The 26599-nt window shown below is 65.9% G+C and carries 28 protein-coding genes; 18 read left to right on the top strand and 10 right to left on the bottom strand.

The features are described 5' to 3' along the window. Positions 1 to 336 precede the first annotated feature (336 nt). Genes GO608_RS03100 through GO608_RS03060 form a run of 9 tightly spaced genes read left to right on the top strand, consistent with a single transcriptional unit; the run spans position 337 to position 7238 of the window. Entirely contained in the window at positions 337 to 678 is a 342-nt protein-coding gene (locus tag GO608_RS03100; RefSeq protein ID WP_169197888.1) for an ATP synthase subunit I, read from the top strand. 2 nt (positions 679 to 680) lie between these two features. Beyond that, positions 681 to 1511 (top strand): F0F1 ATP synthase subunit A, encoded by an 831-nt coding sequence (atpB, locus tag GO608_RS03095; protein ID WP_169197812.1) that lies wholly within the window; start codon positions 681 to 683, stop codon positions 1509 to 1511. A 59-nt stretch (positions 1512 to 1570) separates the two neighbouring features. Then, positions 1571 to 1819, top strand: a complete 249-nt coding sequence (atpE, locus tag GO608_RS03090) for a F0F1 ATP synthase subunit C (RefSeq protein WP_169116871.1) — start codon at positions 1571 to 1573, stop codon at positions 1817 to 1819. A gap of 58 nt (positions 1820 to 1877) precedes the next feature. After that, the gene (locus GO608_RS03085) at positions 1878 to 2351 is read left to right on the top strand and encodes a F0F1 ATP synthase subunit B (RefSeq protein WP_053420603.1); all 474 of its coding nucleotides are present in this window, start codon (positions 1878 to 1880) and stop codon (positions 2349 to 2351) included. Positions 2352 to 2354: 3 nt separating this feature from the next. Next, complete coding sequence (locus GO608_RS03080) at positions 2355 to 2891, top strand: F0F1 ATP synthase subunit delta (protein ID WP_053420602.1); 537 nt, start codon at positions 2355 to 2357, stop codon at positions 2889 to 2891. A 10-nt stretch (positions 2892 to 2901) separates the two neighbouring features. After that, a complete protein-coding gene (atpA, locus tag GO608_RS03075; protein ID WP_169197811.1) occupies positions 2902 to 4440 on the top strand; it encodes a F0F1 ATP synthase subunit alpha in 1539 nt (512 codons plus the stop codon). A gap of 21 nt (positions 4441 to 4461) precedes the next feature. Beyond that, positions 4462 to 5331, top strand: a complete 870-nt coding sequence (gene atpG / locus GO608_RS03070; RefSeq protein ID WP_169197810.1) for a F0F1 ATP synthase subunit gamma — start codon at positions 4462 to 4464, stop codon at positions 5329 to 5331. Between the two features lie 26 nt (positions 5332 to 5357). Further along, positions 5358 to 6758, top strand: coding sequence for a F0F1 ATP synthase subunit beta (atpD, locus tag GO608_RS03065; protein ID WP_169197809.1), 1401 nt, complete (start codon positions 5358 to 5360; stop codon positions 6756 to 6758). 54 nt (positions 6759 to 6812) lie between these two features. Beyond that, a complete protein-coding gene (locus tag GO608_RS03060) occupies positions 6813 to 7238 on the top strand; it encodes a F0F1 ATP synthase subunit epsilon (protein WP_169197808.1) in 426 nt (141 codons plus the stop codon). A 99-nt stretch (positions 7239 to 7337) separates the two neighbouring features. Here GO608_RS03060 and GO608_RS03055 read toward each other — a convergent pair whose 3' ends face one another. The 4 genes from GO608_RS03055 to GO608_RS03040 form a co-directional block, all read right to left on the bottom strand. Continuing rightward, positions 7338 to 7925, bottom strand: coding sequence for a ubiquinone biosynthesis accessory factor UbiJ (locus GO608_RS03055; RefSeq protein ID WP_169197807.1), 588 nt, complete (start codon positions 7923 to 7925; stop codon positions 7338 to 7340). A gap of 44 nt (positions 7926 to 7969) precedes the next feature. Further along, entirely contained in the window at positions 7970 to 8818 is an 849-nt protein-coding gene (locus GO608_RS03050) for a Tim44 domain-containing protein (RefSeq protein ID WP_169197806.1), read from the bottom strand. 77 nt (positions 8819 to 8895) lie between these two features. Then, positions 8896 to 9633, bottom strand: a complete 738-nt coding sequence (gene ubiE, locus GO608_RS03045; protein ID WP_169197805.1) for a bifunctional demethylmenaquinone methyltransferase/2-methoxy-6-polyprenyl-1,4-benzoquinol methylase UbiE — start codon at positions 9631 to 9633, stop codon at positions 8896 to 8898. A gap of 2 nt (positions 9634 to 9635) precedes the next feature. Beyond that, entirely contained in the window at positions 9636 to 10061 is a 426-nt protein-coding gene (locus tag GO608_RS03040) for a gamma-butyrobetaine hydroxylase family protein (protein ID WP_169197804.1), read from the bottom strand. Positions 10062 to 10223: 162 nt separating this feature from the next. Here GO608_RS03040 and phoB point away from each other — a divergent pair, with 162 nt between their 5' ends. Beyond that, the gene (phoB, locus tag GO608_RS03035) at positions 10224 to 10931 is read left to right on the top strand and encodes a phosphate regulon transcriptional regulator PhoB (RefSeq protein WP_169197803.1); all 708 of its coding nucleotides are present in this window, start codon (positions 10224 to 10226) and stop codon (positions 10929 to 10931) included. Between the two features lie 32 nt (positions 10932 to 10963). Further along, complete coding sequence (gene phoR / locus GO608_RS03030; RefSeq protein WP_169197886.1) at positions 10964 to 12304, top strand: phosphate regulon sensor histidine kinase PhoR; 1341 nt, start codon at positions 10964 to 10966, stop codon at positions 12302 to 12304. Here phoR and GO608_RS03025 read toward each other — a convergent pair. From GO608_RS03025 to gatC, 6 genes are all read right to left on the bottom strand, one after another. Continuing rightward, positions 12246 to 13901, bottom strand: coding sequence for a hypothetical protein (locus tag GO608_RS03025; protein ID WP_211159285.1), 1656 nt, complete (start codon positions 13899 to 13901; stop codon positions 12246 to 12248). The genes phoR and GO608_RS03025 overlap by 59 nt on opposite strands. A gap of 49 nt (positions 13902 to 13950) precedes the next feature. Next, positions 13951 to 14370 carry an HIT family protein gene (locus GO608_RS03020; protein WP_169197802.1) on the bottom strand — a complete coding sequence of 140 codons (420 nt, stop codon included), beginning with the start codon at positions 14368 to 14370 and terminating at the stop codon, positions 13951 to 13953. 73 nt (positions 14371 to 14443) lie between these two features. After that, positions 14444 to 15265: a class II glutamine amidotransferase gene (locus GO608_RS03015; protein ID WP_169197801.1), complete on the bottom strand. Its 822-nt coding sequence runs from the start codon at positions 15263 to 15265 to the stop codon at positions 14444 to 14446. A gap of 103 nt (positions 15266 to 15368) precedes the next feature. Then, positions 15369 to 16850, bottom strand: a complete 1482-nt coding sequence (gene gatB, locus GO608_RS03010; RefSeq protein ID WP_169197800.1) for an Asp-tRNA(Asn)/Glu-tRNA(Gln) amidotransferase subunit GatB — start codon at positions 16848 to 16850, stop codon at positions 15369 to 15371. A 16-nt stretch (positions 16851 to 16866) separates the two neighbouring features. Next, a complete protein-coding gene (gatA, locus tag GO608_RS03005) occupies positions 16867 to 18339 on the bottom strand; it encodes an Asp-tRNA(Asn)/Glu-tRNA(Gln) amidotransferase subunit GatA (RefSeq protein ID WP_169197799.1) in 1473 nt (490 codons plus the stop codon). Positions 18340 to 18415: 76 nt separating this feature from the next. Beyond that, positions 18416 to 18703: an Asp-tRNA(Asn)/Glu-tRNA(Gln) amidotransferase subunit GatC gene (gene gatC / locus GO608_RS03000; RefSeq protein ID WP_169197798.1), complete on the bottom strand. Its 288-nt coding sequence runs from the start codon at positions 18701 to 18703 to the stop codon at positions 18416 to 18418. A gap of 108 nt (positions 18704 to 18811) precedes the next feature. Here gatC and GO608_RS02995 point away from each other — a divergent pair, with 108 nt between their 5' ends. The 7 genes from GO608_RS02995 (at position 18812) to GO608_RS02965 (ending at position 26570) form a co-directional block, all read left to right on the top strand. Further along, complete coding sequence (locus GO608_RS02995) at positions 18812 to 19855, top strand: rod shape-determining protein (protein ID WP_011237549.1); 1044 nt, start codon at positions 18812 to 18814, stop codon at positions 19853 to 19855. 57 nt (positions 19856 to 19912) lie between these two features. Continuing rightward, a complete protein-coding gene (mreC, locus tag GO608_RS02990; RefSeq protein WP_169197797.1) occupies positions 19913 to 20815 on the top strand; it encodes a rod shape-determining protein MreC in 903 nt (300 codons plus the stop codon). Between the two features lie 2 nt (positions 20816 to 20817). Further along, complete coding sequence (gene mreD / locus GO608_RS02985) at positions 20818 to 21339, top strand: rod shape-determining protein MreD (protein WP_169197796.1); 522 nt, start codon at positions 20818 to 20820, stop codon at positions 21337 to 21339. Between the two features lie 2 nt (positions 21340 to 21341). Continuing rightward, positions 21342 to 23270 carry a penicillin-binding protein 2 gene (mrdA, locus tag GO608_RS02980; RefSeq protein ID WP_169197795.1) on the top strand — a complete coding sequence of 643 codons (1929 nt, stop codon included), beginning with the start codon at positions 21342 to 21344 and terminating at the stop codon, positions 23268 to 23270. Then, positions 23267 to 24409, top strand: a complete 1143-nt coding sequence (gene rodA, locus GO608_RS02975) for a rod shape-determining protein RodA (protein WP_169197794.1) — start codon at positions 23267 to 23269, stop codon at positions 24407 to 24409. The genes mrdA and rodA overlap by 4 nt, the downstream gene beginning before the upstream one ends. Positions 24410 to 24452: 43 nt before the next feature. Beyond that, entirely contained in the window at positions 24453 to 25331 is an 879-nt protein-coding gene (locus GO608_RS02970) for a septal ring lytic transglycosylase RlpA family protein (protein WP_169197885.1), read from the top strand. A 111-nt stretch (positions 25332 to 25442) separates the two neighbouring features. Further along, entirely contained in the window at positions 25443 to 26570 is a 1128-nt protein-coding gene (locus GO608_RS02965) for a D-alanyl-D-alanine carboxypeptidase family protein (protein ID WP_169197793.1), read from the top strand. Positions 26571 to 26599 lie beyond the last annotated feature (29 nt).

The raw sequence follows: 26599 nt of genomic DNA, 5'->3' as shown, positions 1-26599 counted from the left end.
TTGCATCGGACGGCAGCTTCCGCACTTCGCAACGTTCGCGACGTGGTGCGGCGCCGGATAGCGTAGCATTTCCGTCCCGAGCGGGCTGCAGATGAAGATGTCTGCCGGCTGTTGCGTGCCGGAGACACACGGTTTGCAGGAACGCCGATGACTTTCTCGGGAGACGCTGTGCGCAATTTTTCGCGACCTGATTAGATATCTTGTATAAGATGCATGACATGACGCCGCGCCAGTTGCAAGATGCAATATCGGTTTGACTTCGTGGTGGTTAACCCCTAGTATTGCCGGAATTTTTGAAGCGGTCTGCGCATGCTGCGCATCGCCTCGGCGGATCCCATGTTCAAGATGGTTTTCCTGCAGCTTGGCGCGACGATCGCAGCTACGGCCATTGCGGCCGTTTTTTTCGGCCTGCGCGGCGGAATTTCCGCAGCCCTCGGAGGGCTTTCCTGCGTCTTGCCGAATGCGGTTTTCGCGCTCCGGCTGCACCTGGCCTCGAAACGGCAGGGCGGAGCGAATGTGATCGTTTTCTTTGTCGGCGAGTTCCTCAAGATCGCGTCGATCGTGGGATTGTTGGTGCTGGTCGGGCAGTTTTATGAAGACGTCCATTGGGGCGGCCTCTTCATCGGCCTGATCCTGGCACTTAAGGCGAATTTATTTGCATTTTTGGTGAAGACCTGACCATGGCTACCGAAGCACCGACCTCCGGCGAATACATCGTCCACCACCTGACCCATATGAATTCCACCGGTCACGCCCAGAAGGCAGTGATCGACTGGAGCGTGTGGAACCTCGACACCCTGTTTTTCTCGATCGCGCTCGGCGTCATCACGCTGTTCTTCCTGATACGCGCCGCCCGCAAGGCGACGCCCGGCGTTCCGGGGCGCTTCCAGGCAGCCGTCGAGATCCTCGTCGAAATGGTTGCCGACCAGGCAAAAGGCATCATCCACAGCGCCGAATCGCGCAAGTTCGTCGCGCCGGTCGCGCTGACGGTGTTCCTGTGGATCTTCCTCATGAACTCGATGGACTTCCTGCCGGTCGATCTGCTGCCGCGGCTGTGGGCGATGATTTCCGGCAACGAGCATGCGTACCTGCGCGTCGTGCCGACCGCCGACCTCAACGGCACGCTCGGCATGTCGATCGGCGTGCTGCTGATCTGCCTCTACTACAACGTCAAGATCAAGGGTCTCTCGGGCTGGGTGCATGAACTCTTCACTGCGCCGTTCGGCAGCCATCCGCTGCTGTGGCCGGTCAACTTCCTGATGCAGATCATCGAGTTCCTCGCCAAGACCGTCTCCCACGGCATGCGGCTGTTCGGCAACATGTATGCCGGCGAGCTGATTTTCATGCTGATCGCGCTGCTCGGCGGCACCGCCACGGTGTTCGGTTTCCTCGGCCATATCGTCGCCGGCTCGATCTGGGCGGTCTTCCACATCCTGATCGTCGCGCTGCAGGCTTTCATCTTCATGATGCTGACGCTGGTCTATATCGGCCAGGCTCACGAGAGCCACTAACGGTTTATTGCAGTACCTGGTTTTTTCAACTTCATCAATCTTTTACTCAAGGAGTCGTCATGGAAAACGTTCTGGGTTTTGTTGCTCTGGCTGCTGGCCTCATCATCGGTATGGGCGCCATCGGTGCTTGTATCGGTATCGGCATCATGGGCTCCAAGTACCTCGAAGCTTCCGCCCGTCAGCCCGAGCTGATGAACGCGCTGCAAACCAAGATGTTCCTGCTGGCTGGTCTGATCGACGCAGCGTTCCTGATCGGCGTCGGTATCGCAATGATGTTCGCGTTCGCCAACCCGTTCCAGCTCGTCTGATCGGTTCGCTTATTTCGCCTCTTTCGGCGTCTCCGACCACAACCGAGGGACAAGAACAGTGAATTTGAACGCAACCCTGATCGCTCAGCTCGTTGTGTTCTTCATTCTGGCGTGGGTCACGATGAAGTTCGTGTGGCCCCCCATCGTGAAGGCGCTCGACGAGCGCGCGAAGAAGATCGCAGACGGGCTGGCAGCTGCGGACAAGGCCAAGGCCGACCTCTCGCTCGCCGAGAAGAAAGTTGTCGATGAACTGCGCAAGGCTCGCGAATCCGCGGGCGACGTGCGCACCTCCGCCGAAAAGCAGGCGGCGAAATTCCTCGACGACGCCCGTGCCGAAGCTGCCCGCATCATCGCCCAGGCTCGCGAAGCTGCCGAAGCCGAAGCCGGCACGGCCGCCCAGCGCGCCAAGGAAGCGCTGCGTGACCAGGTCGCCCATCTGGCTGTCGCCGGCGCCGAGAAGATCCTGCGTCGCGAAATCAACGCGCAGGTGCATGCCGACCTGCTCGCCAACCTGAAAACGGAACTGCAATAAGCCATGGCCGAGAACGTCACCATCGCGCGCCCCTATGCGGATGCCGCCTTCGAGCTGGCTCGCGGGGCAGGTGCGCTGGGGCCTTGGTCGGAAGCACTCGATCGTCTCGCCGCCGCTGCCGCGGATGCGTCGATGAAAGCCTGCATCAGCAATCCCAAGCTGTCCGCGGACCAGCTGTATCAGCTGTTCATCGACGTTGCGGGACAAGGTTTCACCCCCGAGCTGCAGAATTTCGTCCGTGTCCTCGTCGACAACGAGCGTCTGCAGGTGCTTCCGGAGATCCGTGACCTGTTCGTTGAACTCAAGAACGAACACGAAGGCGTCCAGGAGGCGGAAATCGCCTCCGCGTTCCCGCTCGACGATGCCACGCTGGCGAACCTGAAAGCCGATCTTGAGACGCGTTTCAAGACCCGACTGAACATCAAGGTCAGCCTCGACCCCGAACTCATCGGCGGGGTCCGCATCGCGATCGGAGACGAAGTGATCGACGCCTCGGTCCGCGGCAAGCTCGCGAACATGGCCGCTGCGCTAAAGAACTAGGAGCATATACATGCAACTCAACCCCTCTGAAATCAGTGACCTGATTAAGAGCCGGATCCAGAACCTGCAGCTCGCAGCCACGTCGCGCAACGAAGGCACCGTGGTGTCGGTTACCGACGGTATCACGCGCGTTCACGGTCTCGCCGACGTCATGCAGGGCGAAATGCTGGAGTTCCCCGGCAATACCTTCGGCCTCGCGCTGAACCTCGAGCGTGACTCGGTCGGCGCGGTGGTCCTGGGTGAATACGAACACATCACCGAAGGCGACCCGGTCAAGGCCACCGGCCGCATTCTCGAAGTGCCGGTCGGCCCCGAGCTGATCGGCCGCGTCGTCAACGCCCTGGGCCAGCCGATCGACGGCAAGGGCCCGATCAACGCCAAGCTGACCGACAAGATCGAAAAGGTCGCGCCGGGCGTGATCTGGCGCCAGTCGGTGTCGCAGCCGGTGCAGACCGGCCTGAAGTCGGTCGATGCGATGGTGCCGATCGGACGTGGCCAGCGCGAGCTGATCATCGGCGACCGCCAGACCGGCAAGACCGCCGTCGCGGTCGATGCGATCATCAACCAGAAAGGCCAGGACATGTTCTGCGTCTACGTCGCGATCGGCCAGAAGGCCTCGACGATCGCGAACGTGGTGCGCAAGCTCGAAGAGCACGGCGCGATGGAATACACCATCGTCGTCGCCGCGACGGCTTCCGAATCGGCCGCGATGCAGTTCATCGCGCCGTACTCGGGCTGCACGATGGGCGAATACTTCCGCGACCGCGGCCAGGACGCGCTGATCATTTACGACGATCTGACCAAGCAGGCGTGGGCCTACCGCCAGATCTCGCTGCTGCTGCGCCGCCCGCCGGGCCGCGAAGCCTACCCCGGCGACGTGTTCTATCTGCACTCGCGTCTGCTCGAGCGTGCGTCGCGCGTGTCCGCCGACCACGTCGAGAAGTTCACGAACGGCGAAGTCAAGGGCAAGACCGGCTCGCTGACCGCGCTGCCGATCATCGAGACGCAGGCGGGCGACGTGTCCGCGTTCGTTCCGACGAACGTGATCTCGATTACCGACGGCCAGATCTTCCTCGACACCGACCTGTTCAACGCCGGTATCCGTCCCGCGATCAACGCTGGTATCTCGGTGTCGCGCGTCGGTGGTGCCGCTCAGACCAAGGTCATCAAGAAGCTGTCCGGCGGTATCCGTACCGACCTCGCGCAGTACCGCGAACTCGCCGCGTTCGCGCAGTTCGCATCCGACCTTGACGACGCGACGCGCAAGCAGCTCGAGCGCGGCCGCCGCGTCACCGAACTGATGAAGCAGCCGCAGTACGCACCGCTGTCGGTCGCCGACATGGCGATCACGCTGTACGCGGTCAACAACGGCTACTTCGACAACGTCGAGGTGCCGCGCCTGCTGGCGTTCGAATCCGGGCTGCAGCAGTACGTCAAGGCCAAGAATCCGGCTCTCGTGACCAAGATCATGACCTCCAAGGAGCTCGACGCCGACGGCGAGAAGCAACTGGTCGCGGTGATCGACGAGTTCAAGAAGAGCTGGGCCTAAGGCCGCGGACGGAGACGGAATATGGCTAGCGGTAAGGAAATCCGTACCAAGATCAAGAGCGTGCAAAACACGCGCAAGATCACCAAGGCCATGGAAATGGTGGCCGCATCCAAGATGCGCAAGGCGCAGGACCGGATGCGTGCCGCCCGTCCCTATGCCGAGAAGATCCGCCGCCTCGCCGCGAACCTGTCCCAGGCCAATGTGACCGATTACAAGCACGCTTTCCTCGTCCAGAAGGACCAGGTGAAGCGGGTGGGTCTGATTCTGGTCACCACCGACAAGGGTCTGTGCGGCGGTCTCAACACCAATATCCAGCGCGTCGCGCTGAACGCGATGAAAGGCTGGGACGCCTCCGGCGCGACCGAGATCCAGGCCTGCTGCATCGGCAACAAGGGTTTCGGCTTCATGCAGCGCATGGGCGCGAAAGTCGTGTCGCACGTCGTCCAGCTCGGTGACACGCCGCATCTCGAAAAGATGATCGGCCCGGTCAAGATCATGCTCGACGCGTTCCAGAACGGCGAGCTCGACGCGGTCTATGTGGCTTACACGCGCTTCATCAACACGATGAAGCAGGAGCCGGTGCTCGAGCAGCTGCTGCCGCTGACCGGCGAGAAGCTCGGCACGCCGGAAGGTTCGTGGGACTACCTGTACGAGCCCGACCCGCAGGTCGTCATCGACGAGATGCTGGTGCGCTACGTCGAGGCGCTGGTCTATCAGGCGGTCGCCGAGAACATGGCTTCGGAGCAGAGCGCGCGCATGGTGGCGATGAAGGCCGCGTCCGACAACGCGAAGAACGTGATCGGGGAACTGCAGCTGGTCTACAACAAGACCCGCCAGGCAGCGATCACGAAGGAGCTGTCGGAGATCGTCAGCGGCGCCGCCGCGGTGTAACGCATAACTGATTTAAGGAAACGACGATGAGTCAAGGAACGATCGTTCAGTGCATCGGCGCCGTGGTGGATATCCAGTTCCCCCGCGAAGCGATGCCCAAGGTGTATGACGCGCTCAAGCTCGAGAGCGCCGTCGGTTCGTTCGCCGAAGAGGGGCTGACCTTCGAGGTGCAGCAGCAGCTCGGCGACGGCGTGGTGCGTACGATTGCAATGGGTTCGTCCGACGGCCTGCGCCGTGGCATGAAGGTCGCCAACACCGGCAAGGGGATCTCGATCCCCGTCGGCCACGGCACGCTCGGCCGCATCATGGACGTGCTGGGACGCCCGATCGACGAAGCCGGCCCGATCGAGACCGACGAGCTGCGCCCGATTCACGCGAAGGCACCGAAGTTCGACGACCTGTCGCCTTCGGTCGACCTGCTCGAGACCGGCATCAAGGTTATCGACCTGGTCTGCCCGTTCGCGAAGGGCGGCAAGGTCGGCTTGTTCGGCGGCGCCGGCGTGGGCAAGACCGTGAACATGATGGAACTGATCAACAACATCGCCAAGCAGCACTCGGGCTTGTCGGTGTTCGCCGGCGTGGGCGAGCGGACCCGTGAAGGGAACGACTTCTACCACGAGATGAAGGACTCCAACGTTCTCGACAAGGTCGCGATGGTATTCGGCCAGATGAACGAGCCGCCGGGCAACCGTCTGCGCGTCGCGCTGACCGGCCTGACGATGGCCGAGCGCTTCCGCGACGAAGGCCGCGACATCCTGTTCTTCGTGGACAACATCTACCGCTACACGCTGGCCGGTACCGAAGTGTCCGCGCTGCTGGGCCGGATGCCGTCCGCGGTGGGTTACCAGCCGACGCTGGCGGAAGAAATGGGCCGCCTGCAGGAGCGTATCACCTCGACCAAGGTCGGCTCGATCACGTCGATCCAGGCCGTGTACGTGCCTGCCGACGACTTGACCGACCCGTCGCCGGCGACGACCTTCCTGCACCTCGACTCGACCGTCGTGCTGTCGCGTGACATCGCCGCGCTGGGTATCTACCCTGCCGTCGATCCGCTCGACTCGACGAGCCGCCAGCTCGATCCGCTGGTGGTTGGCGAAGAGCATTACAACGTCGCCCGCCAGGTGCAGGTGACGCTGCAGCGCTACAAGGAACTGCGCGACATCATCGCCATTCTGGGCATGGACGAACTGTCGCCGGAAGACAAGCTCGCGGTGTCCCGCGCGCGGAAGATCCAGCGCTTCCTGTCGCAGCCGTTCCACGTCGCAGAAGTGTTCACCGGCTCGCCGGGCAAGTACGTGCCGCTCAAGGACACGATTAACGGCTTCAAGATGATCGTGAACGGCGAATGCGACCACATGCCCGAACAGGCGTTCTATATGGTCGGCGGCATCGAAGAGGCCATCGAGAAGGCCAAGAAGCTCCAGTAATCGAGCCCGCCGCGCGGCAGTTCGCTGTCGTGCGGCCTTGAAAAGGACATCACTATGGCAATGACGGTCCACGTGGACATCGTCAGCGCGGAAGAGCAGATCTTTTCCGGTCTGGCGGAGTTCGTCGCGCTTCCGGGTGAAGCGGGTGAGCTCGGCATCCTGCCCGGCCACATGCCGCTGATGACCCGGATCAAGCCGGGGGCGGTACGGGTGAAGCGTCCCGACCAGGCGGAGGAAGAACTCATTTTCGTCGCCGGTGGCATTCTCGAAGTGCAGCCGGGACTGGTCACCGTGCTCGCGGACACCGCGATACGGGGCAAGGATCTGGACGAGGCGAAAGCTCTCGAAGCCAAGCGCATCGCCGAAGAGGCGCTGAAAAACCAGTCGACCGAAATCGATTACGCCAAGGCGCAGGCGGAACTCGCCGAAGCGATCGCACAGATTGCGGCGATCCAGAAGCTGCGCAAGCGCGGCCACTGAGCCGACGGCGGGCGAAGCCGCCTGCAGCGGGCGAAAGAAAAAGGGCAGATCCGTCAGGACTGCCCTTTTTGTTTGCGCGCTTTCCTGGGGTGACCGGGACTACTGCCGAGAGGCGGAGAGTCGCGCGACACGCTTGTCGAGGCGGGCCAGGTCGTCGCGCAGCGTGCCCAGTTCCCCCCCATGCCCTTCGAGCGCGACGCGCGTGACGAGGAGCGGCTGCTCTTCGGTGAGATATTCGGCGACGTTGCCGCCGAGCGCCTGCCACGCGCGCAAACCCCCGTCCCTGACGGCCTGCGCTCCGAGCATGACGCGGTGAGCGAGGATGTCGCCAAGGACGCGCGACAGGTCTTCCTCGGCGTCCCAGCGCAAGTTGCGGAACACGAAGCCCAGCGCATCGGCGAACTCGGCATTGCCATCGATCCGCACTTCGCTCATTGCCTTGCCTGAATCGCCGGTGAGGAAGCCGGGCAGCGCACCGAGCGGAAGCGAAAGCGTGATCGAAGGCGTCATGGCTGGGTCCGCCGCGGCCAGAAATCCGTCCGCCCGGACCGTGAACGTGATCTCGAACGGGTCGGCATGCAGCAGCGCGTGCCGACCCGCATGGGGCGAAAGCCGTTCCCGGGCCCAAGGGGCCGGGGCCAGCAGGTGATTGAGTGCGGTGAGGAAACCGCGAGTCGCGACTGACATCGTTTTTTGCGGCAGACCGGGCTTCCGTGATCCGCGTAGCGGGTTCAGGAAAGCTGCTGGATGCCTGCAACGACCCATCCGCCGTTTCCGGTTCTGGGTTTGGTCAGATGCCACACTTCGTCGAACGCCGCCGGCGCTGCGCCTTCTTCTTCGCGCAGCAGGCCGGAGAAGCGGATGCTGACGACGTAGCGCTGCGCTTCCTCGACGACTTCGAGGACTTCGCCGTTCAGCTCCACGACGTCGGTGCACTGCGTCACGGGGCCGCGTTCGGTCAGCTGCATGCGGATTTCGGCAAACATCTCGGGGGACGTGAATTCGCGGATGTCTTCGAGATTGCCCGCGTCGTTGGCGGCCTGCAGGCGGATGAACTGCACCTTGGCTTGCCGCACGAACGCTTCGGCATCGAAGTCTGCCGGGATGTGGGCCGCCGGCGCAGGCGCCGCGTTGCTGGCAGCGGCGAAGTTGGTCGGCGCAGAAGCCGGGAAATTCCCGCCGGCAGGAGCGCCGGCGTACTGCATCGCCCCGCTCGAGCGAGCTGCTGCATTGCGACGCGATAGCATGCGGAACAGCATCAGCCCCGCAAAGACCAGCAGCGCGATCATCAGCAACGAGCCCATTTCGGCGCCGAGGCCCAGGTGCGAGAACAACGCGGCCAGGCCGAGGCCGGCGGCCAGGCCCGCAAGCGGGCCCATCCACGAGCGCTTCTGCGGCACGGCGTTCGCGCCCTGCGGCGTCTGCTGCGGCGCGGCCGACGGCTGGCGTGGCGCCGGAGGCGTCATTTGGCGCTGCATGCCGAAGCTGCCACCTCCGCCCAGACGCTTGGCTTCGGCGTCAGGGATGCCGAAACCGAGGGTGAAAATGACCGCGATCAGGCCGAGAAGCAGGTTTTTCATGGGTGATATGTCTCCGTTCGTTGGGCGAAACCGGCCGGTCGTTCCCGCAGGAAAGGAAGCGGGCGCACGCTGCGGAATCAGAGCTTGTAGCCGCGGTGCAGGGCGACGACGCCCCCGGTCAGGTTGAAGTAATCGACTCGCTTCAGGCCGACTCGTTCCATCAGCGCCTTCAGTTCGTCCTGCGAAGGGTGCATCCGGATCGACTCGGCGAGATAACGGTAGCTGTCCGCGTCGTGCGCGACCTTATCGCCCATCCATGGGAGGATCTTGAACGAATAGAAATCGTAAGCGGGCGCGAGCGGCGCCCAGACTTTCGAGAATTCGAGCACGAGGAGACGGCCGCCCGGACGCAGCACGCGCCGCATCTCGGCGAGCGCGACGTCCTTGTGGGTCATGTTGCGCAGGCCGAACGCGACCGTCACGCAGTCGAACCAGTTGTCGGGAAACGGCAGCTTCTCGGCGTCGCATTGCGCGACCGGCAGGGCGAAGCCGCGGTCGAGCACGCGGTCCCGCCCGCGCGACAGCATCGCGTGATTGATGTCGGTGAGCCACACTTGGCCGTCGCTGCCGACCCGTTTCGCGAACGCGAGCGACAGGTCTGCCGTTCCGCCGGCGACGTCGAGCACGCGGTCGCCGCGACCGACTCCCGATATCTGGATCGTGAACGCCTTCCACAGCCGGTGCAGGCCGAAGGACATGAGATCGTTCATCACGTCGTAGCGGCCGGCGACCGAGGAAAACACCTCGGCGACTTTTTTGTGTTTTTCGCCTTCCGCTACCGTTTCGAAGCCGAAGTGGGTCGTCTTTTCGTTCATGCTCAGTGTTTGTGACCGCCGCAGCCGGATTTGGGCGGAGGGGGTGGATTTTCGGCGGGATCGCGGCTGCGGCCTTCCTGCGCGAGCCGGTCGAGATACTGCTGCCACAGCGTGTCGTACTGCATTGCGAGGTGGTGCAGGTAGTCCCACGAATACAGGCCGCTGTCGTGTCCGTCGGAGAACACCGGTTTCACGGCGTAGTTGCCGACCGGTTCGACATCGACGATGTCGACGTCGCGTTTGCCGACCTGCAGCACTTCCTGGCCGGCTCCGTGTCCGCGCACCTCGGCCGAAGGGGAATACACCCTCAGATACTCGAACGGCAGCGAAAACTCGCTGCCATCGTCGAACGCGATTTCGAGCACGCGGGATTTGCGGTGCAGCGTGAGCGCAGTGGGGATGGGAGTCTTGTCGTCGAGTCCGGCCATGGTGACTGGTGAGTCGGGCGATGTCGGGAGTCCAATCATACCCGAATCGGCCCAGCCCGGCCGCGCCCGGCGAACGCCGCTCCGATTGCGCCCGGTGGGCTTGTCACAAAAAATTCAAATGGCTGCAATACACTGCGTCGGCCAACATGGAGTGATGCATCGATGCCCGCGAACATTTTGCTAGTCGAAGACGAACTGGCGATCCAGGAGCTCATCGCCGCCAGCTTGAGCCGGGCCGGTCACCGCGTCGTACGCGCATCCGACGCGGAGGAAGCAGCGCAGCGGCTGCGCGACGCGCTGCCAGACCTGGTGCTGCTCGACTGGATGCTGCCGGGCATGACGGGCATCGAGTTCGCGCGCCGGCTCAGAGCCGACGAACGGACCCGCGAGATTCCGATCATCATGCTGACGGCGCGCGGCGAAGAGCAGGACAAGGTCGCCGGCCTCGAGAGCGGCGCCGACGACTACATCACCAAGCCGTTCAGCCCGCGCGAACTCGCTGCCCGCATCACCGCCGTGCTGCGCCGGCGCGCACCGCAAACCACCGAGGATGCGGTCGAAGCCGGGGGCCTGCGGCTCGACCCTGCGACGCACCGCGTCGGCTGCGGGGACAGGCCGGTCGCGCTCGGCCCGACCGAATTCCGCCTGCTGCATTTCTTCATGACTCATCCCGAACGCGTGCATTCGCGCGCCCAGCTGCTCGACAAGGTTTGGGGCGATCACGTCTTCGTCGAGGACCGCACCGTGGACGTGCATGTGCGGCGCCTGCGTGCCGCGCTCGAGCCGAGCGGACACGACCAGCTGATCCAGACGGTGCGCGGCAGCGGCTACCGTTTCTCGCTCCGGGTCGAGGGCGGCAGCGTGCAATAATCCCCGCCCCCGACCGCCTGCCGGAGCCCGCCATCCCCCCTTCTTCCCGTTACGTCTGGAGCGTTGCGGCCGCTGCGCTTGCGCTCGTCGCGCTTGCGGCGCTGGCCGTAGGGCTCGTCGCGGGCCCGCTCGCGGCGCTGATGACGATGAGCGGCAGCTTGCTGCTGCTGTATACGCACCACGTGCACAATCTCTGCCGCCTCGTCGCCTGGACGCAGAAACCGGTCGGCACGCCGCCGCCGCACGGCGCCGGAAGCTGGCACTACGCGTTCGCCGGGCTCGCACGGCGGGCACGCCTCGGCGACGACGCGCGCGAGCAGCTCTCAACTGCGCTGGAGCGGTTTCGCGAAGCGAGCGAAGCGATGCCCGACGGCGTGATGTACCTGTCTGCCAGCGACCGGATCGAGTGGATCAACACCACGGCGGCGCAGCATTTCGGCCTCGACGCGTCGCGAGACCAGGGAGCGCCGGTCACGACCCTCGTGCGCGAACCCGAGTTCGTGCGCCTGCTCGGGACACGGGGGGACGCCGAGCCGGTGATCTTCCGCTCGGGTCGCCGGCCTGGCCTGACGCTGCTGGTGCAGGCCGTGCCGTTCGGCGATGGGCAGAGAATGATCGTGTCGCGCGACATCAGCCAGCTCGAAAAACTCGAGACCGTGCGCCGCGATTTCATCGCGAATGTCTCGCACGAATTGCGCACGCCGCTGACGGTCGTCATCGGCTTCCTCGAAACCCTGATCGACGCACACGAGGACCTCGAGCCTGCCGAAGCGCTGCGTTATCTTCGGCTCGCGTTCGACCAGTCGTGCCGGATGCAGTCGCTGATCGAAGACCTGCTGACGCTGTCCGCACTCGAGACTGGCGCCCCGGCCGCGGCCGAAGAGAAGATCGCGGTCGGCCCGTTGCTCGCCGACATCGCCCGCGACACCGAGTTGCTGTCGGGCGGACGCCACGACGTCGGTCTCGTCGTCGCGGCAGGAAGCGAAGGCGCGGTGCTGCTCGGCAGCGGGAAGGAACTGCGTTCGGCGTTCGCGAACCTCGCGAGCAATGCAGTGCGCTACACGCCGGACGGCGGGCGGATTCGCTTGCTGTGGCGACGGGTCGGCGGCGGAGCCGAATTCGCGGTCGAAGACACCGGGATCGGTATCGAAGCCCGGCATCTCCCGCGGCTGACGGAGCGCTTCTATCGTGTCGACCGCGGCCGCTCGCGCGAAACCGGCGGGACGGGACTCGGCCTCGCGATCGTCAAGCACATCCTGTCGCGTCACGACGCGCAGCTGCTTGTCGAAAGCGAGTATGGCAAGGGCAGCCGCTTCAGTGCGCGGTTTCCGGCGGCGCGTCTCGCGCGGGATCGGTCAGCGCTTCGAAACTGACCTGATCGAAGTTCGTGCCGCGCGTCAGCACCCCGGTCAGCCTCATCTGGATCGGCCGGTCGTCATGGACTTCGATGACGCGCCGCGCCTGGAACCACCCGGCAGGCAGCACCAGCGACGCCGGGGCCTTCAGCGCGGGCGTCGGCGGCAGCAGGAAGGCCTGCTGGTAGGCGACATGCGTGCCGACGTTCAGGCCGAACAGCCGGGCGGCAACGACTTTCGGCAACCCTGCCAGAATGTGGATGCCGGCTTCCATCACGCCGTCCTCCCGGTACATCAGCCAGGTCACCTGGCCGAGCAGGAAACGTTCGCCGTCGGGCGGGCGGATGCCGACGAGCTGGTGATGCTCGAGACGCTCGCTATGCGGGTGTTGCTGCAGGCGAAAGCCGTTCACCGAATGGTCGACGATGTCCCAGTGTCCGCAGACGAAGCCGAGCGTCGCGGCGACGCGTTGCCGCTGCTGTTCCGACCACCCGCCGACCGTCTCGGGCGCCTGCTCGCCGAAAGTCAGCAGCGAAACGTCGTCTGCGACGCTGCGGGCCGTCGCGCTCCCGGCGGGCTGCTCGAACGTCCTGCCAGCGACGTGAAAGCCGATCGTCAACCAGTCGCCGTACAGCTCGGCGCTCCCCTTGCCGCCGCGGCGCGGAAAGCGTCGCGCCGCCGATGCCACTCCCCAGGGGCGATAAAGAGACAGCAGCAGCGTGGCGCAGGCATCGGTCGAACAGTCCGCGCCCAGGCCGAGCGAAGCGGGGGCGGCGCCCTGCCTGAACTGCGTCAGCACCGCCCGGATCTGCCCGGCGAGCCGGCTGGCATCGAAGCGCCGCACGCCAGCGCCCGGGGGCCCGATCAACCACAGCGGGCGCGGCCCGTGGTCGCCGGCAAGATCGATGCCGAATGCGGCCGCTTCCGTCCGTCCGGTGTCGGACTCCGCGTCGAGGCTGCAATAGGGGGCAAAGCGCTGCGCCCAGCGGTGTACCCATCCGAACTCCCGCTCGCCGCGGCCGAACGGATTGGCGAGGTCGACGAGCACTGCCGAGACGTAAGCTTCGAGCGCACTTTGCGCTTTCCACACTTCGTTGAGCGAATCCGGCACGCGAATGCCGGCGACGCCGCGCGCCTCGGCCACCGAATAGCTGTCGTGCAGCTCGGCCCACGTGCCGTGCGGTGGCGCCCGGTGAGCCCGGAAGTACTCCAGCAGCGCCCTGCCGGTGTAATCCACGCGCCGCTGCGCGAGCAGCGCGCGCTGGTCGTCGAGAGTGCCGGCGGCCGCGTCCTGGCGGCTGATCTGCGCATACGAACGCGCCATCCCGCCCCACAGCGAAACCACTCGCGCGAGCGTCTCGTTTTCGCTGCTGTCGGGAGGGAGCGGGTGGGCGGCGTAGCGCTTCGCCATTTCGGCCTGCACGAAGTCGACCTGCGCCCGCACGGCTTCGAGGACTTCGAGATGCTGGTTCGGCGCCGGCAACGCGCGCAGCAGCCCGGCGACGATGTCCGCGAGCGTGTGCTGCGTCGCATCGATGTCGAGTACGCGCAGGCGCTTGAGCAGGTCGAGGCACTCGGCCGGACTGCCGTAGTCGATCGGAGATTCGTGGGGCATGCGATCCTTGGGTTGCCGAGGCTCGACGTGGCGGCCTGGTGGCGCGGATTCAGCCTGCGGTGAGTTCGGTCAGGGCAGTGACGATCGCGCCGGCGAGCGCGTCGACCGCAGGTGCTTCGCGCCGGGCCCCTTCGCGCTGCGGAATGCCCCAGATCGGCTGCGGGAAATGCCTGTCGTCGCGAAAGCGCGGAACGACGTGCCAGTGAAGGTGCGGCACGACATTGCCGAGGCTCGCGAGGTTGATCTTGTCCGGCCCCATCAGCTGGCGCAGCGCGGTCTCGGTCGCGAGCACGACATTCATCAGGTGGCGCTGCGCCGGCGCGGTGAGGTCGCTCATTTCGGCGACGTGTTCATGCCACACGACGCGGCAGAAACCGGGGTAGTCGTGATCACCGACCAGAAGGACGCGACAGCTCCCGTCGCGCCAGATCGGGGTTTCCATTTCAGCAAGACACAAAGTGCAGTCCATCGCGGGCTCCGCAGTCATCGGAATCTGGCAAACGCCAACTCTAGCCTTTCACCATTCGGCGATGAAGAAGAAGTTACCCACTTCCGGTTGTGCGGGACGGGGACGAGGCGACGGTGCGGGTGTCGCCGAGCGGTACGGGGGCACCGTGCCGAAAAGCCACGAGCGAGCCGGGTGTCATCTGCTGCCACGTTTCGTTGTCGGTCAGCGGCACGGTCGCGATGACCGCGACGCGGTCGTTCGGCGTGGTGTGGCGGCTGAAGTCGACAGTCATGTCCTGATCCGCGAGGTGGGCGACCGTGAACGGCGCTTCGCGCACGATGAACGCGAGCCGCGACGAGCAATGGGCGAACAGGTGTTCTCCGTCCGACAGCAGGTAGTTGAACTCGCCGTGCTGCCCGATTTCGATCGTCAGTTCGCGCAGCGTCTCATGCAGCGCGACGGCGCTCGGCGGGCCGTCCGGAAACCGCTGCGCCAGGCATTGCAGGATGTGGCAGAGCGCGGCTTCGGAGTCGGTGCTGCCAACCGGCACGAAGCGCCCGGTGAGCGCCGGGGCGTAGTCGAGCAGGTTGCCGTTGTGCGCGAAGATCCAGTAGCGCCCCCACAGTTCGCGCTGGAACGGATGCGTGTTGTCGAGGCGCACCTGGCCTTGCGTCGCCTTGCGGATATGGGCGATGACGTTGAGCGAACGGATCGGGTAGTTGCGGACGAGTTCGGCGACCGGGGAATTCGCGCTCGGCTGCGGGTCGAGGAAGACGCGCACGCCGCGCCCTTCGAAGAACGCGATGCCCCACCCGTCACGATGGTGATCGGTGACGCCGCCGCGCGCCTGGAAGCCCGCGAACGAGAAACAGATGTCCGTGGGCACGTTGCAGTTCATGCCGAGGAGCTGACACATCGCCGGTCCTTTCAGGTCGCTGAGCGCTACCTGCCATTATAGCGAGCGGCGCGCAGGGTCATTCCGCCACGCCCGCCGCTGCCTTGGGCGGCATGCCGATCGATCAGGCTTCGAGCTTGCGCTTGAGCATCTCGTTGACCTGCGCCGGATTCGCCTTGCCGCGGCTCGCTTTCATGACCTGGCCGACGAGCGCGTTGAACGCCTTGTCCTTGCCGGCGCGGAATTCGTCGACGGACTTCTGGTTCGCGGCGAGCACTTCGTCGATGAGCGGTTCGAGCGCGCTGCTGTCGTTTACCTGCCGCAGGCCCTGCGCTTCGATGATGCGATCGGCGGCGTCCGGGCCGGTGCCCCCTTCGCCGTTCCACAGCGCGGCGAACACTTTGCGCGCGATGTTGTTCGAAATCGTGCCGTCGGCGATGCGCTGCACGAGCCCCGCGAGCTGCGCGGGAGCGACCGGCGAGTCGCCGATGTCGCGTTCGGCGCGGTTGAGCTGCGCGGCGAGTTCGCCCATGACCCAGTTCGCGCCCAGTTTCGGCACCTGGCTGCCCGGTTTCGCGTCGGCCGCGGCGAGCATCGCCTGGTAGTACGCGGCGATTTCCTTCGACGCCGTGAGGCTCGCCGCGTCGTACGCGGACAGGCCGTAGTCGTCGACGAGGCGCGCCTTCATCGCGCCCGGCAACTCCGGCATCTCGCTGCGCACGCGTGCGATCCATTCGGGCGAAATCACCAGCGGCAGCAGGTCGGGGTCGGGGAAGTAGCGGTAATCGTGCGCGTCTTCCTTCGAGCGCATCATGCGCGTCTCACCCGTGTCGGGGTCGAACAGCACGGTCGCCTGCTGGATCCTGCCGCCGTCCTCGATCGTGTCGATCTGCCACTGCACTTCGAAGTCGATCGCCTGCTGCAGGAAGCGGAACGAGTTCAAGTTCTTGATCTCGCGCCGCGTGCCGAGCGGCCCGCCGGGGCGGCGCACCGAGACGTTCGCATCGCAGCGGAACGAGCCTTCCTGCATGTTGCCGTCGCAGATGTCGATCCAGCGCACCAGCGCGTGCAGCGCACGCGCGTACGCGACTGCCTCGGTCGACGAGCGCATGTCGGGTTCGGAGACGATTTCCAGCAGCGGCGTGCCGGCGCGGTTCAGGTCGATGCCGCTCATGCCGTGGAAATCTTCGTGCAGCGACTTGCCGGCGTCTTCCTCGAGGTGCGCGCGCGTGAGCTGCACAGTCTTCTCGTAGGCTTTGTCACCGTCGCCGACGCGGATCGTGATCGCACCGCCCTGCACGACCGGCAGCTCGAACTGGCTGATCTGATAGCCTTTCGGCAGATCCGGGTAGAAGTAGTTCTTGCGCGCGAAAACGCTTTTCGGCGCGACCGTCGCGCCGATCGCGACGCCGAAGCGGATCGCCCGCTCGACCGCGCCGCCGTTCAGGACCGGCAACACGCCCGGCAGCGCGATGTCGACGGCGCTCGCCTGCACGTTCGGCTCGGCGCCGAACGCGGTCGAGGCGGCGGAAAAGATCTTCGACGCGGTGTTGAGCTGGGCATGGATTTCCAGTCCGATGACCACTTCCCAGTCGTTTCTGCTCATGGTGTCAAACTCTCGTTCAGGCGGCGAGCGCCGGCCGGCGCAGGTGCCAGTCGCTCGCCTGCTGGAAGCGGTGCGCGGCGTTCAGCAGGCGCGCCTCGGAAAAGTAGTCGCCGACGAGCTGCAGGCCGACCGGCAGCTCGCCCGCACCGAAGCCGCACGGGTGCGACAGGCCCGGCAGGCCGGCGAGGTTCACTGCGATCGTGTAGATGTCGGACAGGTACATCTGCACCGGATCGTCGGATTTTTCGCCGATCGCCCACGCGGTCGTCGGGCTCGTCGGGCCGGCGATGACGTCGCAGTCGGCGAGCGCGGCCTGGAAATCCTGTGCGATCAGGCGGCGCAGCTTTTGCGCCTGCAGGTAGTAGGCGTCGTAGTAGCCGTGCGACAGTACGTAAGTGCCGACGAGGATGCGGCGCTTGACTTCGGCGCCGAAGCCTTCGGCGCGGCTTTTCGAATACATCTCGGCAAGGTCGCGGTAGTCGGCAGCGCGGTGGCCGTAGCGCACGCCGTCGAAGCGGGACAGGTTGCTCGACGCCTCGGCCGGCGCAATGACGTAATAGGCGGGGATCGCGAGCTGCGCGTTCGGCAGGCTCACGTCGACGGTCGTCGCGCCGAGCGCGCGGTAGCCGTCGAGCGCCGCCTCGACCGCGGCGCGCACGTCGTCGGCCATGCCGGCGCCGAAAAATTCCTTCGGCAGGCCGATGCGCAGGCCCGCAAGCGGGCGGGCCGCGGCGGGCGCGGCGAGTTCGCGCGAATAGTCTTCGGCCGGTCGTTCGATGCTCGTCGAGTCGCGCGGATCGAAACCCGCCATCGCGGTCAGGAGCTGCGCGCAGTCGGCCGCGGACGCGCCGAATGCGCCGCCTTGGTCGAGCGAACTCGCGTACGCGATCATGCCGTAGCGGCTGACGACGCCGTAAGTCGGCTTGATGCCGGTGACGCCGGTCAGCGCGGCCGGCTGACGCACCGAGCCGCCGGTGTCGGTGCCGGTCGCGACCGGCACGAGGCGCGCGGCGACTGCGGCCGCCGAGCCGCCCGACGAGCCGCCCGGAATGCGGGTGGTGTCCCACGGGTTCTTCGCCGGGCCGAAGTGGGAGTTCTCGTTCGACGAGCCCATCGCGAACTCGTCCATGTTGGTCTTGCCGAGGCTGACCGCGCCAGCGGCTTTCAGCAGGCTGACGACGTGCGCGTCGTACGGGCTGACGAAGTTCGCGAGCATTTTCGAGCCGCAGGTCGTCAGCACGCCTTCGGTGCAGAACACGTCCTTGTGCGCGAGCGGGATGCCGGTCAGCGGCCCGGCGTCGCCCGCGGCGATGCGCGCATCGGCAGCGCGCGCGGTCTCGAGCGCGCCGTCGCGGTCGACGGTGATGAAAGCGTTGAGGGCCGGATCGAGCCGCTCGATGCGGTCGAGGAAGAGCGTCGCGAGTTCGACGCTCGAGATTTTTCCGGCGTCGAGCGCGGCGCGCAGTTCGGTGAGGCTGGCGTTGATCATATGTCGTGGGAGCGCCGCGCAGCCGGGACGGAAATGATTCGTGCGATCCGTGCCGCTGCCCGACGCTCGCGGTTCCTTACTCGATAACCTTGGGAACGAGATACAGTCCGGCTTCGGTCTGCGGGGCGATGCGCTGGAACGCTTCGCGGCGGTCGGGCTCGGTCGCGACGTCGGGGCGCAGGCGCTGCGCGACGTCCTGCGGGTGGCTCATTGGCTCGACGCCGGCGGTGTCGACCGCCTGCATCTGCTCGATCAGGCCGAAAATGCCATTCAACTTGCCGCGAGTCGCTTCGGCTTCGGCGTCGGAGAGCTCGATCCGGGCGAGCGTGGCGATGCGCCGGACCTGTTCAATGGAGAGCGACATGAGGTAACAAAACCTGCTTAAGTCACAAAGGTTTGTAGGTTATCATATTCGTTTGCCGCCTGTTCTGGCCGGTACCTCTGCCCGTCTTCATTGGTTTCGGAATTGTCCATGTTTGGTTTCCTGCGCTCCTATTTTTCCAACGATCTGGCGATCGATCTCGGCACTGCGAACACGCTGATCTACGTTCGGGGCAAAGGCATCGTGCTCGACGAACCGTCGGTGGTCGCGATCCGTACCGAAGGCGGCCCGAACGCGAAGCGCACGATCCAGGCCGTCGGACACGCGGCGAAACAGATGCTCGGCAAGACTCCCGGCAACATCACCGCGATCCGGCCGATGAAGGATGGCGTGATCGCGGACTTCGTCGTGACCGAGCAGATGATCAAGCAGTTCATCAAGAAGGTGCACGACTCGCGGATGTTCTCGCCCTCCCCGCGCATCATCGTCTGCGTCCCGTGCGGCTCGACGCAGGTCGAGCGGCGCGCGATCCGCGACGCCGCGCTCGCCGCCGGCGCGAGCCAGGTGTACCTGATCGAGGAGCCGATGGCCGCAGCGATCGGCGCCGGGCTGCCGGTGTCGGACGCGACCGGTTCGATGGTCGTCGATATCGGCGGCGGCACGACGGAAGTCGGCGTGATCTCGCTCGGCGGCATGGTCTATGCGGGTTCGGTGCGGGTCGGCGGCGACAAGTTCGACGACTCGATCGTCAATTACATCCGCCGCAACTACGGCATGCTGATCGGCGACACGACCGCCGAGAACATCAAGAAGGGAATCGGCTCGGCTTTTCCGGGCTCCGAAGTGCGCGAGATGGAAGTCAAGGGCCGCAACCTCGCCGAAGGCATTCCGCGCAGCTTCACGATCTCCAGCAACGAGATCCTCGAAGCGCTGACCGAGCCGCTGAACCAGATCGTCTCCGCGGTGAAGATCGCGCTCGAGCAGACCCCGCCCGAACTCGGCGCCGACATCGCCGACCGCGGCATGGTGCTGACCGGCGGGGGCGCGCTGCTGCGCGACCTCGACCGGCTGTTGATGGAAGAAACCGGCCTGCCGGTGATCGTCGCCGACGAACCGTTGACGTGCGTCGCGCGCGGCTGCGGCATGGCGCTCGAAAAAATGGACAAGCTTGGTTCCATCTTCGCTTCGGAATAAGACGAACTCCGGGCCGCGGCGCCTGCCGCTCGCTGCTCGCCCCGCCTAGTCGCCGCGATGTCGCTGGCCGGCCATCAGTCTCCGCCCGTTTTCAAGCAAGGCCCGACGCCGCTCGTGCGGCTGCTCGTGCTCGTCTCGGTGTGTCTGGCGATGCTGGTCGCGGACCTGCGCTTCCGCTACCTCGAAGTGGTGCGCCAGGGGCTGTCGGTCGCGACCTGGCCGCTGCAGATGGCGGCGGCCGCGCCGGTCGATTTCGTCCGTAACGCGGCCGTCTATTTCACGACCCTCGTCGAAGTGCAGCACGACAACGCCGAGCTGCGGCGCAGCCAGCTCGATGCGGCGCAACGGCTGCTGCGCTTCGAGCAGCTCGAACGCGACAACGCGCAGCTGCGGGAACTGCTGCAGATGGCTCCGGCGCCCGGCGTGCGCAGCGTCGCCGCCGAAGTCCTTTACGACGCGCCCGACCCGTTCTCGCGCAAGGTGATTCTCGACCGCGGCAGCCAGCACGGCGTCGCGGCCGGGATGGCGGTCGTCAACGCGCAGGGCATGATCGGGCAGGTCACGCGCGCGTATCCGGTGCAGGCCGAAGTCACGCTGCTGACCGACAAGGACCAGGCCGTGCCGGTGCAGGTCGCACGTAACGGCCTGCGCGGCGTACTGTTCGGCGCGGGCCAGGGGCGCATGGAGCTGCGCTTCACGTTGTCCGGAGTCGATGTGCTCCCTGGCGACCGGCTCGAAACGTCGGGGCTCGATGGCATTTTTCTCGCCGGACTGCCGGTGGCCGAAGTCGTCAGCGTCGATCACGAATCGCAGACTTTTGCCGTCGTCCTGTGCGATCCGGTCGCTGCCGTCGAGCGCACGACCCAGGTGCTGGTGCTCGGACGGGCCGAAGCTCCGCCGCCGCGCCCGCAGCCGCAGCCCCAGTCCGCGCCGTTGCGCCGCACCGAGCGGAAAGGATAGTCGTGCAGCCGACCCATCGATCGAGCCGCATCCTGCAGCCGGCGAAGAACTGGTTCGTGTTCCTGAGCCTGTTCGTCGCGCTGGGGTTGGCGTACATCCCGACCGGCCGCCTGCCCGGCGTGCCCGACTGGGTGCCGCTGGTGCTGGCTTTCTGGTGCATCCGCGAGCCGCGGCGCGTCGGCATGGGGACCGCTTTCGTGTTCGGCGTGCTGGTCGATATCGGGCAGGGCGCGGCGATGGGGCAACACGCGCTCGCGTATGTCGTGCTCGCCTACCTCGCGACGTCCATCGCGCGCCGCGTGCTGTGGTTTCCGCCGTTGCAGCAGGCGCTGCACATCCTGCCGATGTTTTTCCTGACGCAGCTCATCATGGTGCTGGTGCGGCTCGTGGCCGGCGCCGAATTTCCCGGCTGGGAGTATTTCCTGTCGAGCTTCACGAGCGCCGCATTGTGGATTCCGCTGCACTTCGTGCTGTTGCTGCCGCAGTATCGGCCGGTGGACCGGGACGATAACCGGCCGATCTGACGATGACCGAATTCCGCACTCCCGACGAGGAACTGGGGCGTTTTCGCCGCCGGGTGCTGGTCGCGGGCATCGTCGCGCTGGTGTGCTTCGGCCTGCTCGCGGCGCGTTTCTATTACCTCCAGGTCGTCCGCCACGAGTACTTCCACACGCGCGCCGAGGACAACCGCATCGGCCTCGTGCCGATCGTGCCGACGCGCGGCGCGATCCTCGATCGCAACGGCGTGACGCTGGCGCGCAACTTCGCCGCCTACACGCTCGAGATCACGCCATCGCAGGTCGCCGACCTCGACGAGACGATCGATGCCTTGAGCGAGATCGTGACGATCGACGCGCGCGATCGGCGGCGCTTCCGCAAGCTGCTCGAGGAGAGCCGCAACTTCGAGAGCGTGCCGATCCGCACCCGCCTCGACGACGCCGAAGTCGCGCGCTTCGTCGCCCGGCGCTACCGCTTTCCCGGCGTCGAAGTCCAGGCGCGTCTGTTCCGCGACTACCCTCATGGCGAAGTCGCTTCGCACGTCATCGGCTACATCGGGCGGATCAACCTGCGCGACCAGGAACGCATCGAGGAACGCGGCGACACCGCGAACTATCGCGGCTCCGACCACATCGGCAAGAGCGGGCTGGAGCTCAGCTACGAGGCAGAACTGCATGGCGTGACCGGCGTCGAGCAGGTCGAGGTGAACGCCGGCGGGCGCGCGGTGCGGGTGATATCGCGCACGCCCGCGACGACGGGCAGCGATCTCGAGTTGACGCTCGACATCGAGCTGCAGAAAGTCGCGGAGGCCGCGTTCGGCGGCCGGCGCGGCGCGCTCGTCGCGATCGACCCGCGCACCGGCGGCGTGCTGGCGCTCGCGTCGAAACCGACGTTCGACCCGAACCTGTTCGTCGATGGCATCTCGACCGCCGACTGGAACGAGCTCAACGACTCGCCGGATCATCCGCTGCTCAACCGCGCGATCTTCAGCGCCTATCCGCCCGGATCGACGTTCAAGCCGTTCATGGCGCTTGCAGCGCTGACGACCGGCAAGCGCACCGCGAACCAGGCGATCGCCGACCCGGGCTACTTCAGCTTCGCCGGGCGCCGCTTCATGGACGACAAGGTCGGCGGCCACGGCATGGTCGACCTGCACGAGTCGATCGTCGTGTCGTGCAACACCTATTACTACCAGCTCGCGAACGACCTCGGCATCGAAGGGATCGCCGGCTTCATGGCGCCGCTCGGCTTCGGTTCGCGCACCGGCATCGACATTCCCGGCGAAGCCGAAGGCGTGCTGCCGTCGCCGGCGTGGAAGCGCGGCCGCTTCAAGAAGCCCGAGCAGCAGCGCTGGTACGGCGGCGAAACGATCTCGGTCGGCATCGGCCAGGGGTACAACGCCTACACTCCTTTGCAGCTCGCGAACGCGCTGGCGACGATCGTCAACGGCGGCAAGGTGTTCCGGCCGCATGTCGTGCGCCACGTCATCGACACGGCGAGCGGCGAGCGGCGCGCGGTCCAGCCCGAGCCGATCCGGCAGCTCGCGATCAAGCCGGCGCATCTGGCCGCGGTGCGCGACGCGATGGTCGATGTCAATAAGTCCGGGACCGGCGCGCGCGCTTTCGCCGGCGCCCCGTACAGCGCCGGCGGCAAGACCGGCACGGCGCAGGTGTATTCGCTGAAAGGGTCGAAATACGTCGCCGGCAGGGTCCGCGAGCGGCTGCGCGACCACTCGTGGTTCATCGCGTACGCGCCAGCGGAGAACCCGACGATCGCGCTCGCGGTGCTGGTCGAGAACGGCGGGTTCGGGGCCCAGTCGGCCGCGCCGATCGCGCGCCAGGTCATCGACTATCACCTGCTCGGCGCGCGTCTCGAGGCTCCCGCGGACGAAGACGCCGGCGCCGCGGATGCCGAGGCCGATTCCCACGCCGGGCACGACGAGGAGGCGACCCCGTGACCGAACAGCGCTTCAGCCCGCTCCGTCTGCTCGTCGCCGCCATCCGGCCGATCGACCCGATCCTGTTCGGCCTGCTCGCAGTGCTCCTCGGCTACGCTTTCGGGCTGATGCACAGCGCTTCGCCGGAGCGCATCGCGTCGCTGCTGGTCAATTCCGGCGTCGCCGTCGCAGCGATGTGGCTCGCCGCCCGCCTGTCGCCGCAACGGCTGCTGTCGCTGGCGCTGCCGCTGTATGCCGGGGGCGTGCTGTTGCTCGTCGCCGTCGACCTGTTCGGCGAGACGTCCAAAGGCGCGACGCGCTGGCTCGACATCGGCATCACGCGCATCCAGCCGTCCGAGATCATGAAGATCGCGATGCCGCTGATGCTGGCGTGGTATTTCCAGCAGCGCGAGGGGCACATCCGGCTGCGCGAGTTCGTCGTCGCCGGCGCGCTGCTCGCCGTGCCGGTCGCGCTGATCCTGATCCAGCCGGATCTCGGCACGAGCCTGCTCGTCGCCGCTGCCGGCTTCTACGTGATCTTCTTCGCCGGCCTGTCGTGGAAGCTGATCGTTCCGGTCGCGCTGGTCAGCATCGTCGGTATCGGCGCAATCGTCGGCTTCGGCGACCAGCTGTGCCAGCCCGGCGTCGACTGGCAGGTGCTGCGCGAATACCAGAAGCATCGCGTGTGCACGCTGCTCGATCCGACCCAGGATCCGCTCGGCCGCGGTTTTCACATCATCCAGTCGACGATCGCGATCGGCTCCGGCGGCGTCCTCGGCAAAGGCTGGACCGAAGGCACGCAGACCCATCTCGCGTTCCTCCCCGAGCGCCACACCGATTTCATCTTCTCGGTGCTCGCCGAGGAGTTCGGCCTGCTCGGCGCGCTGGTGCTGCTGGCGAGCTATCTGCTGCTGCTGCTGCGCGGCTTCGTCATCGCGGCGCAGGCGCCTTCGCTGGCGACGCGCCTGCTGGCCGGTTCGATCACGATGATCTTCTTCACCTATGCTTTCGTGAACATGGGCATGGTCAGCGGCATCCTGCCGGTCGTGGGCGTGCCGTTGCCGTTCATCAGTTACGGCGGCACCGCACTGGTGACCTTGTGCCTCGGGGTCGGTATCCTCATGAGCATCCAGCGCAGCCGTGTGCTCGCAAGAGGTTGAAAGAAGAAGAGGAATTCGAGTGCGTTCGAACGATTGCGATCCGATGACTGGGGCCGGCGTGCGGTCCCTGGTGCTGGCGCTGGCCCTTGCCGGGGCGTTTGCGGCAGGGCTGTCCGGCTGCGGCTCGACCCCGTCGCGCGACACGACGATGCAGGCGCCTGCGGGCGCCGGCTCGGCAGCGCGGCGCGGCGGGTACTACAAGGACGACGGCCCCGGCAGCGACATCCCGGCGAACCTCGACGCGATCGCGGATGCCGAACCGCGCCTTGAGCCGCTGCACCGTTTCGCCAACCGGCCGTACAGCGTCTTCGGCCAGCAGTACGTTCCCGCGACCGAGCTGAGCGCGTTCCGCCAGCGCGGGCGCGCGAGCTGGTACGGCCGGCGCTTTCATGGCAAGCCGACGTCGAGCGGCGAGCCCTACGACATGTACGCGATGACGGCGGCACACCCGACGCTGCCGATCCCGAGCTATGCGCGCGTGACGAATCCGGCGAACGGCCGCGCGATCGTCGTCCGCATCAACGATCGGGGCCCGTTCCACAAGGACCGCATCATCGACCTCTCGTATGCCGGCGCCCATCGGCTCGGCTACGTGAATGCCGGCAGCGCCCCGGTCGAGGTCGAGACGATCCTGCCGCACGAGATGGCGCTGAGCGCGCCATTGCAGCGTGCTCAGGGATTGACGGTGGGGCGCGGCGTGTTCCTTCAGCTCGGCACGTTTTCTTCGGCAGCGAAGGCCGAAGGGTTGCGTGCGCGGGTTCGCGACGAGTTCGAAACGCTCGCCGACCGCCTCGAACTCCATGAAGACGGCAGCCGCTATCGCGTGCAGCTCGGGCCGTTCGCCTCCGCCGACGAAGCGCGCGACGAAGCCGGACGCATTGCGGCGGCGCTGGATATCCGCCCCTTCGTTGTTACACGCTGAAACATGATCACCCGGCCGGCATCGGATCCGCGCCGGCTTTGCCCGTTCGACCCACTATAATCGCAGGCTCCGTTGTCCCTTCCTCACCTTCCGGTTCTCCCTCAGGTCCTCATGCGTTTATTCATTGTCCTGCTTCTCGCGTTGCTCGCCTTTCCCGCTTCAGCCCAGAATGTCCCCGCGCCGACGCTGGCTGCCAAATCCTGGCTGCTGATGGATCACGCCACCGGGCAGGTGCTCGCGGCGCAGGAACCGGACGCGCGTATCGAACCGGCTTCGCTGACGAAGCTGATGACCGCTTACCTGACGTTCGCGGCGCTGAAGAACGGCACGATCACGCTCGATCAAGTGGTGCCGGTGTCGAACAAAGCCTGGCGCAGCGAAGGCTCGCGGATGTTCATCGAACCGAACCGGCCCGTTACCGTCGGCGAGCTCACTTCGGGGATGATCATCCAGTCCGGCAACGACGCGTGCGTCGCGCTGGCCGAGCTCCTCGCCGGTTCCGAGGAAGCGTTCGCGCACATGATGAACGCCGAAGCCCAGCGCCTCGGCATGAAAAACACCCACTTCACGAACTCGACCGGCCTGCCCGACCCGCAGCTCTACACCACCGCGCGCGACCTGGGTCTGCTCGCCGCGGCGATCGTGCGCGACTTCCCCGAGTATTACCGCTATTACTCCCAGAAAGAGTACACGTACAACAAGATCACCCAGCCGAACCGCAATCGCCTGCTGTGGCTGGACACGACCGTCGACGGCCTGAAGACCGGCCACACCAGCAGCGCCGGCTACTGCCTGATTTCGTCGGCACAGCGCGGTCCGCGCCGGCTGATCTCGGTCGTGCTCGGCACCGATTCGGACACGATCCGCGCGCAAGAGTCGCTGAAACTGCTGAACTACGGCTTCCAGTTCCACGACACCGTCAAGCTTTATTCGGCTGCGCAGGAACTGTCGCGCTTCCAAGTATGGAAAGGCCAGGCCGACGACGTTGCGGTGGGCTTCCTCGGCGACTTCGTGATGTCGCTGCCGAAAGGGCAGTCGGAGAAAATCGAGGCCGCGCTGGTCAGCCAGCAGCCGGTCATCGCGCCGATCCGGAAAGGCCAGCCGATCGGCACGCTGCGCCTGACTCTCGACGGCAAGCCGCTCGGCGAACACGCGGTCGTCGCGCTGCAGGACGTGCCGGTGGCCGGTTTCTTCGGCCGCCTGTGGGATACGCTGTTGTTGTGGATCAAGAGCCTGTAACAGAGCCTGTAACAGAGCCTGTAACGCCG

The organism is Aromatoleum buckelii, from assembly GCF_012910785.2.
In the GTDB taxonomy this organism is placed as follows: domain Bacteria; phylum Pseudomonadota; class Gammaproteobacteria; order Burkholderiales; family Rhodocyclaceae; genus Aromatoleum; species Aromatoleum buckelii.
Note: the sequence above shows the minus strand (reverse complement) of the source record. Positions and strands in the feature narration are given on the sequence as shown.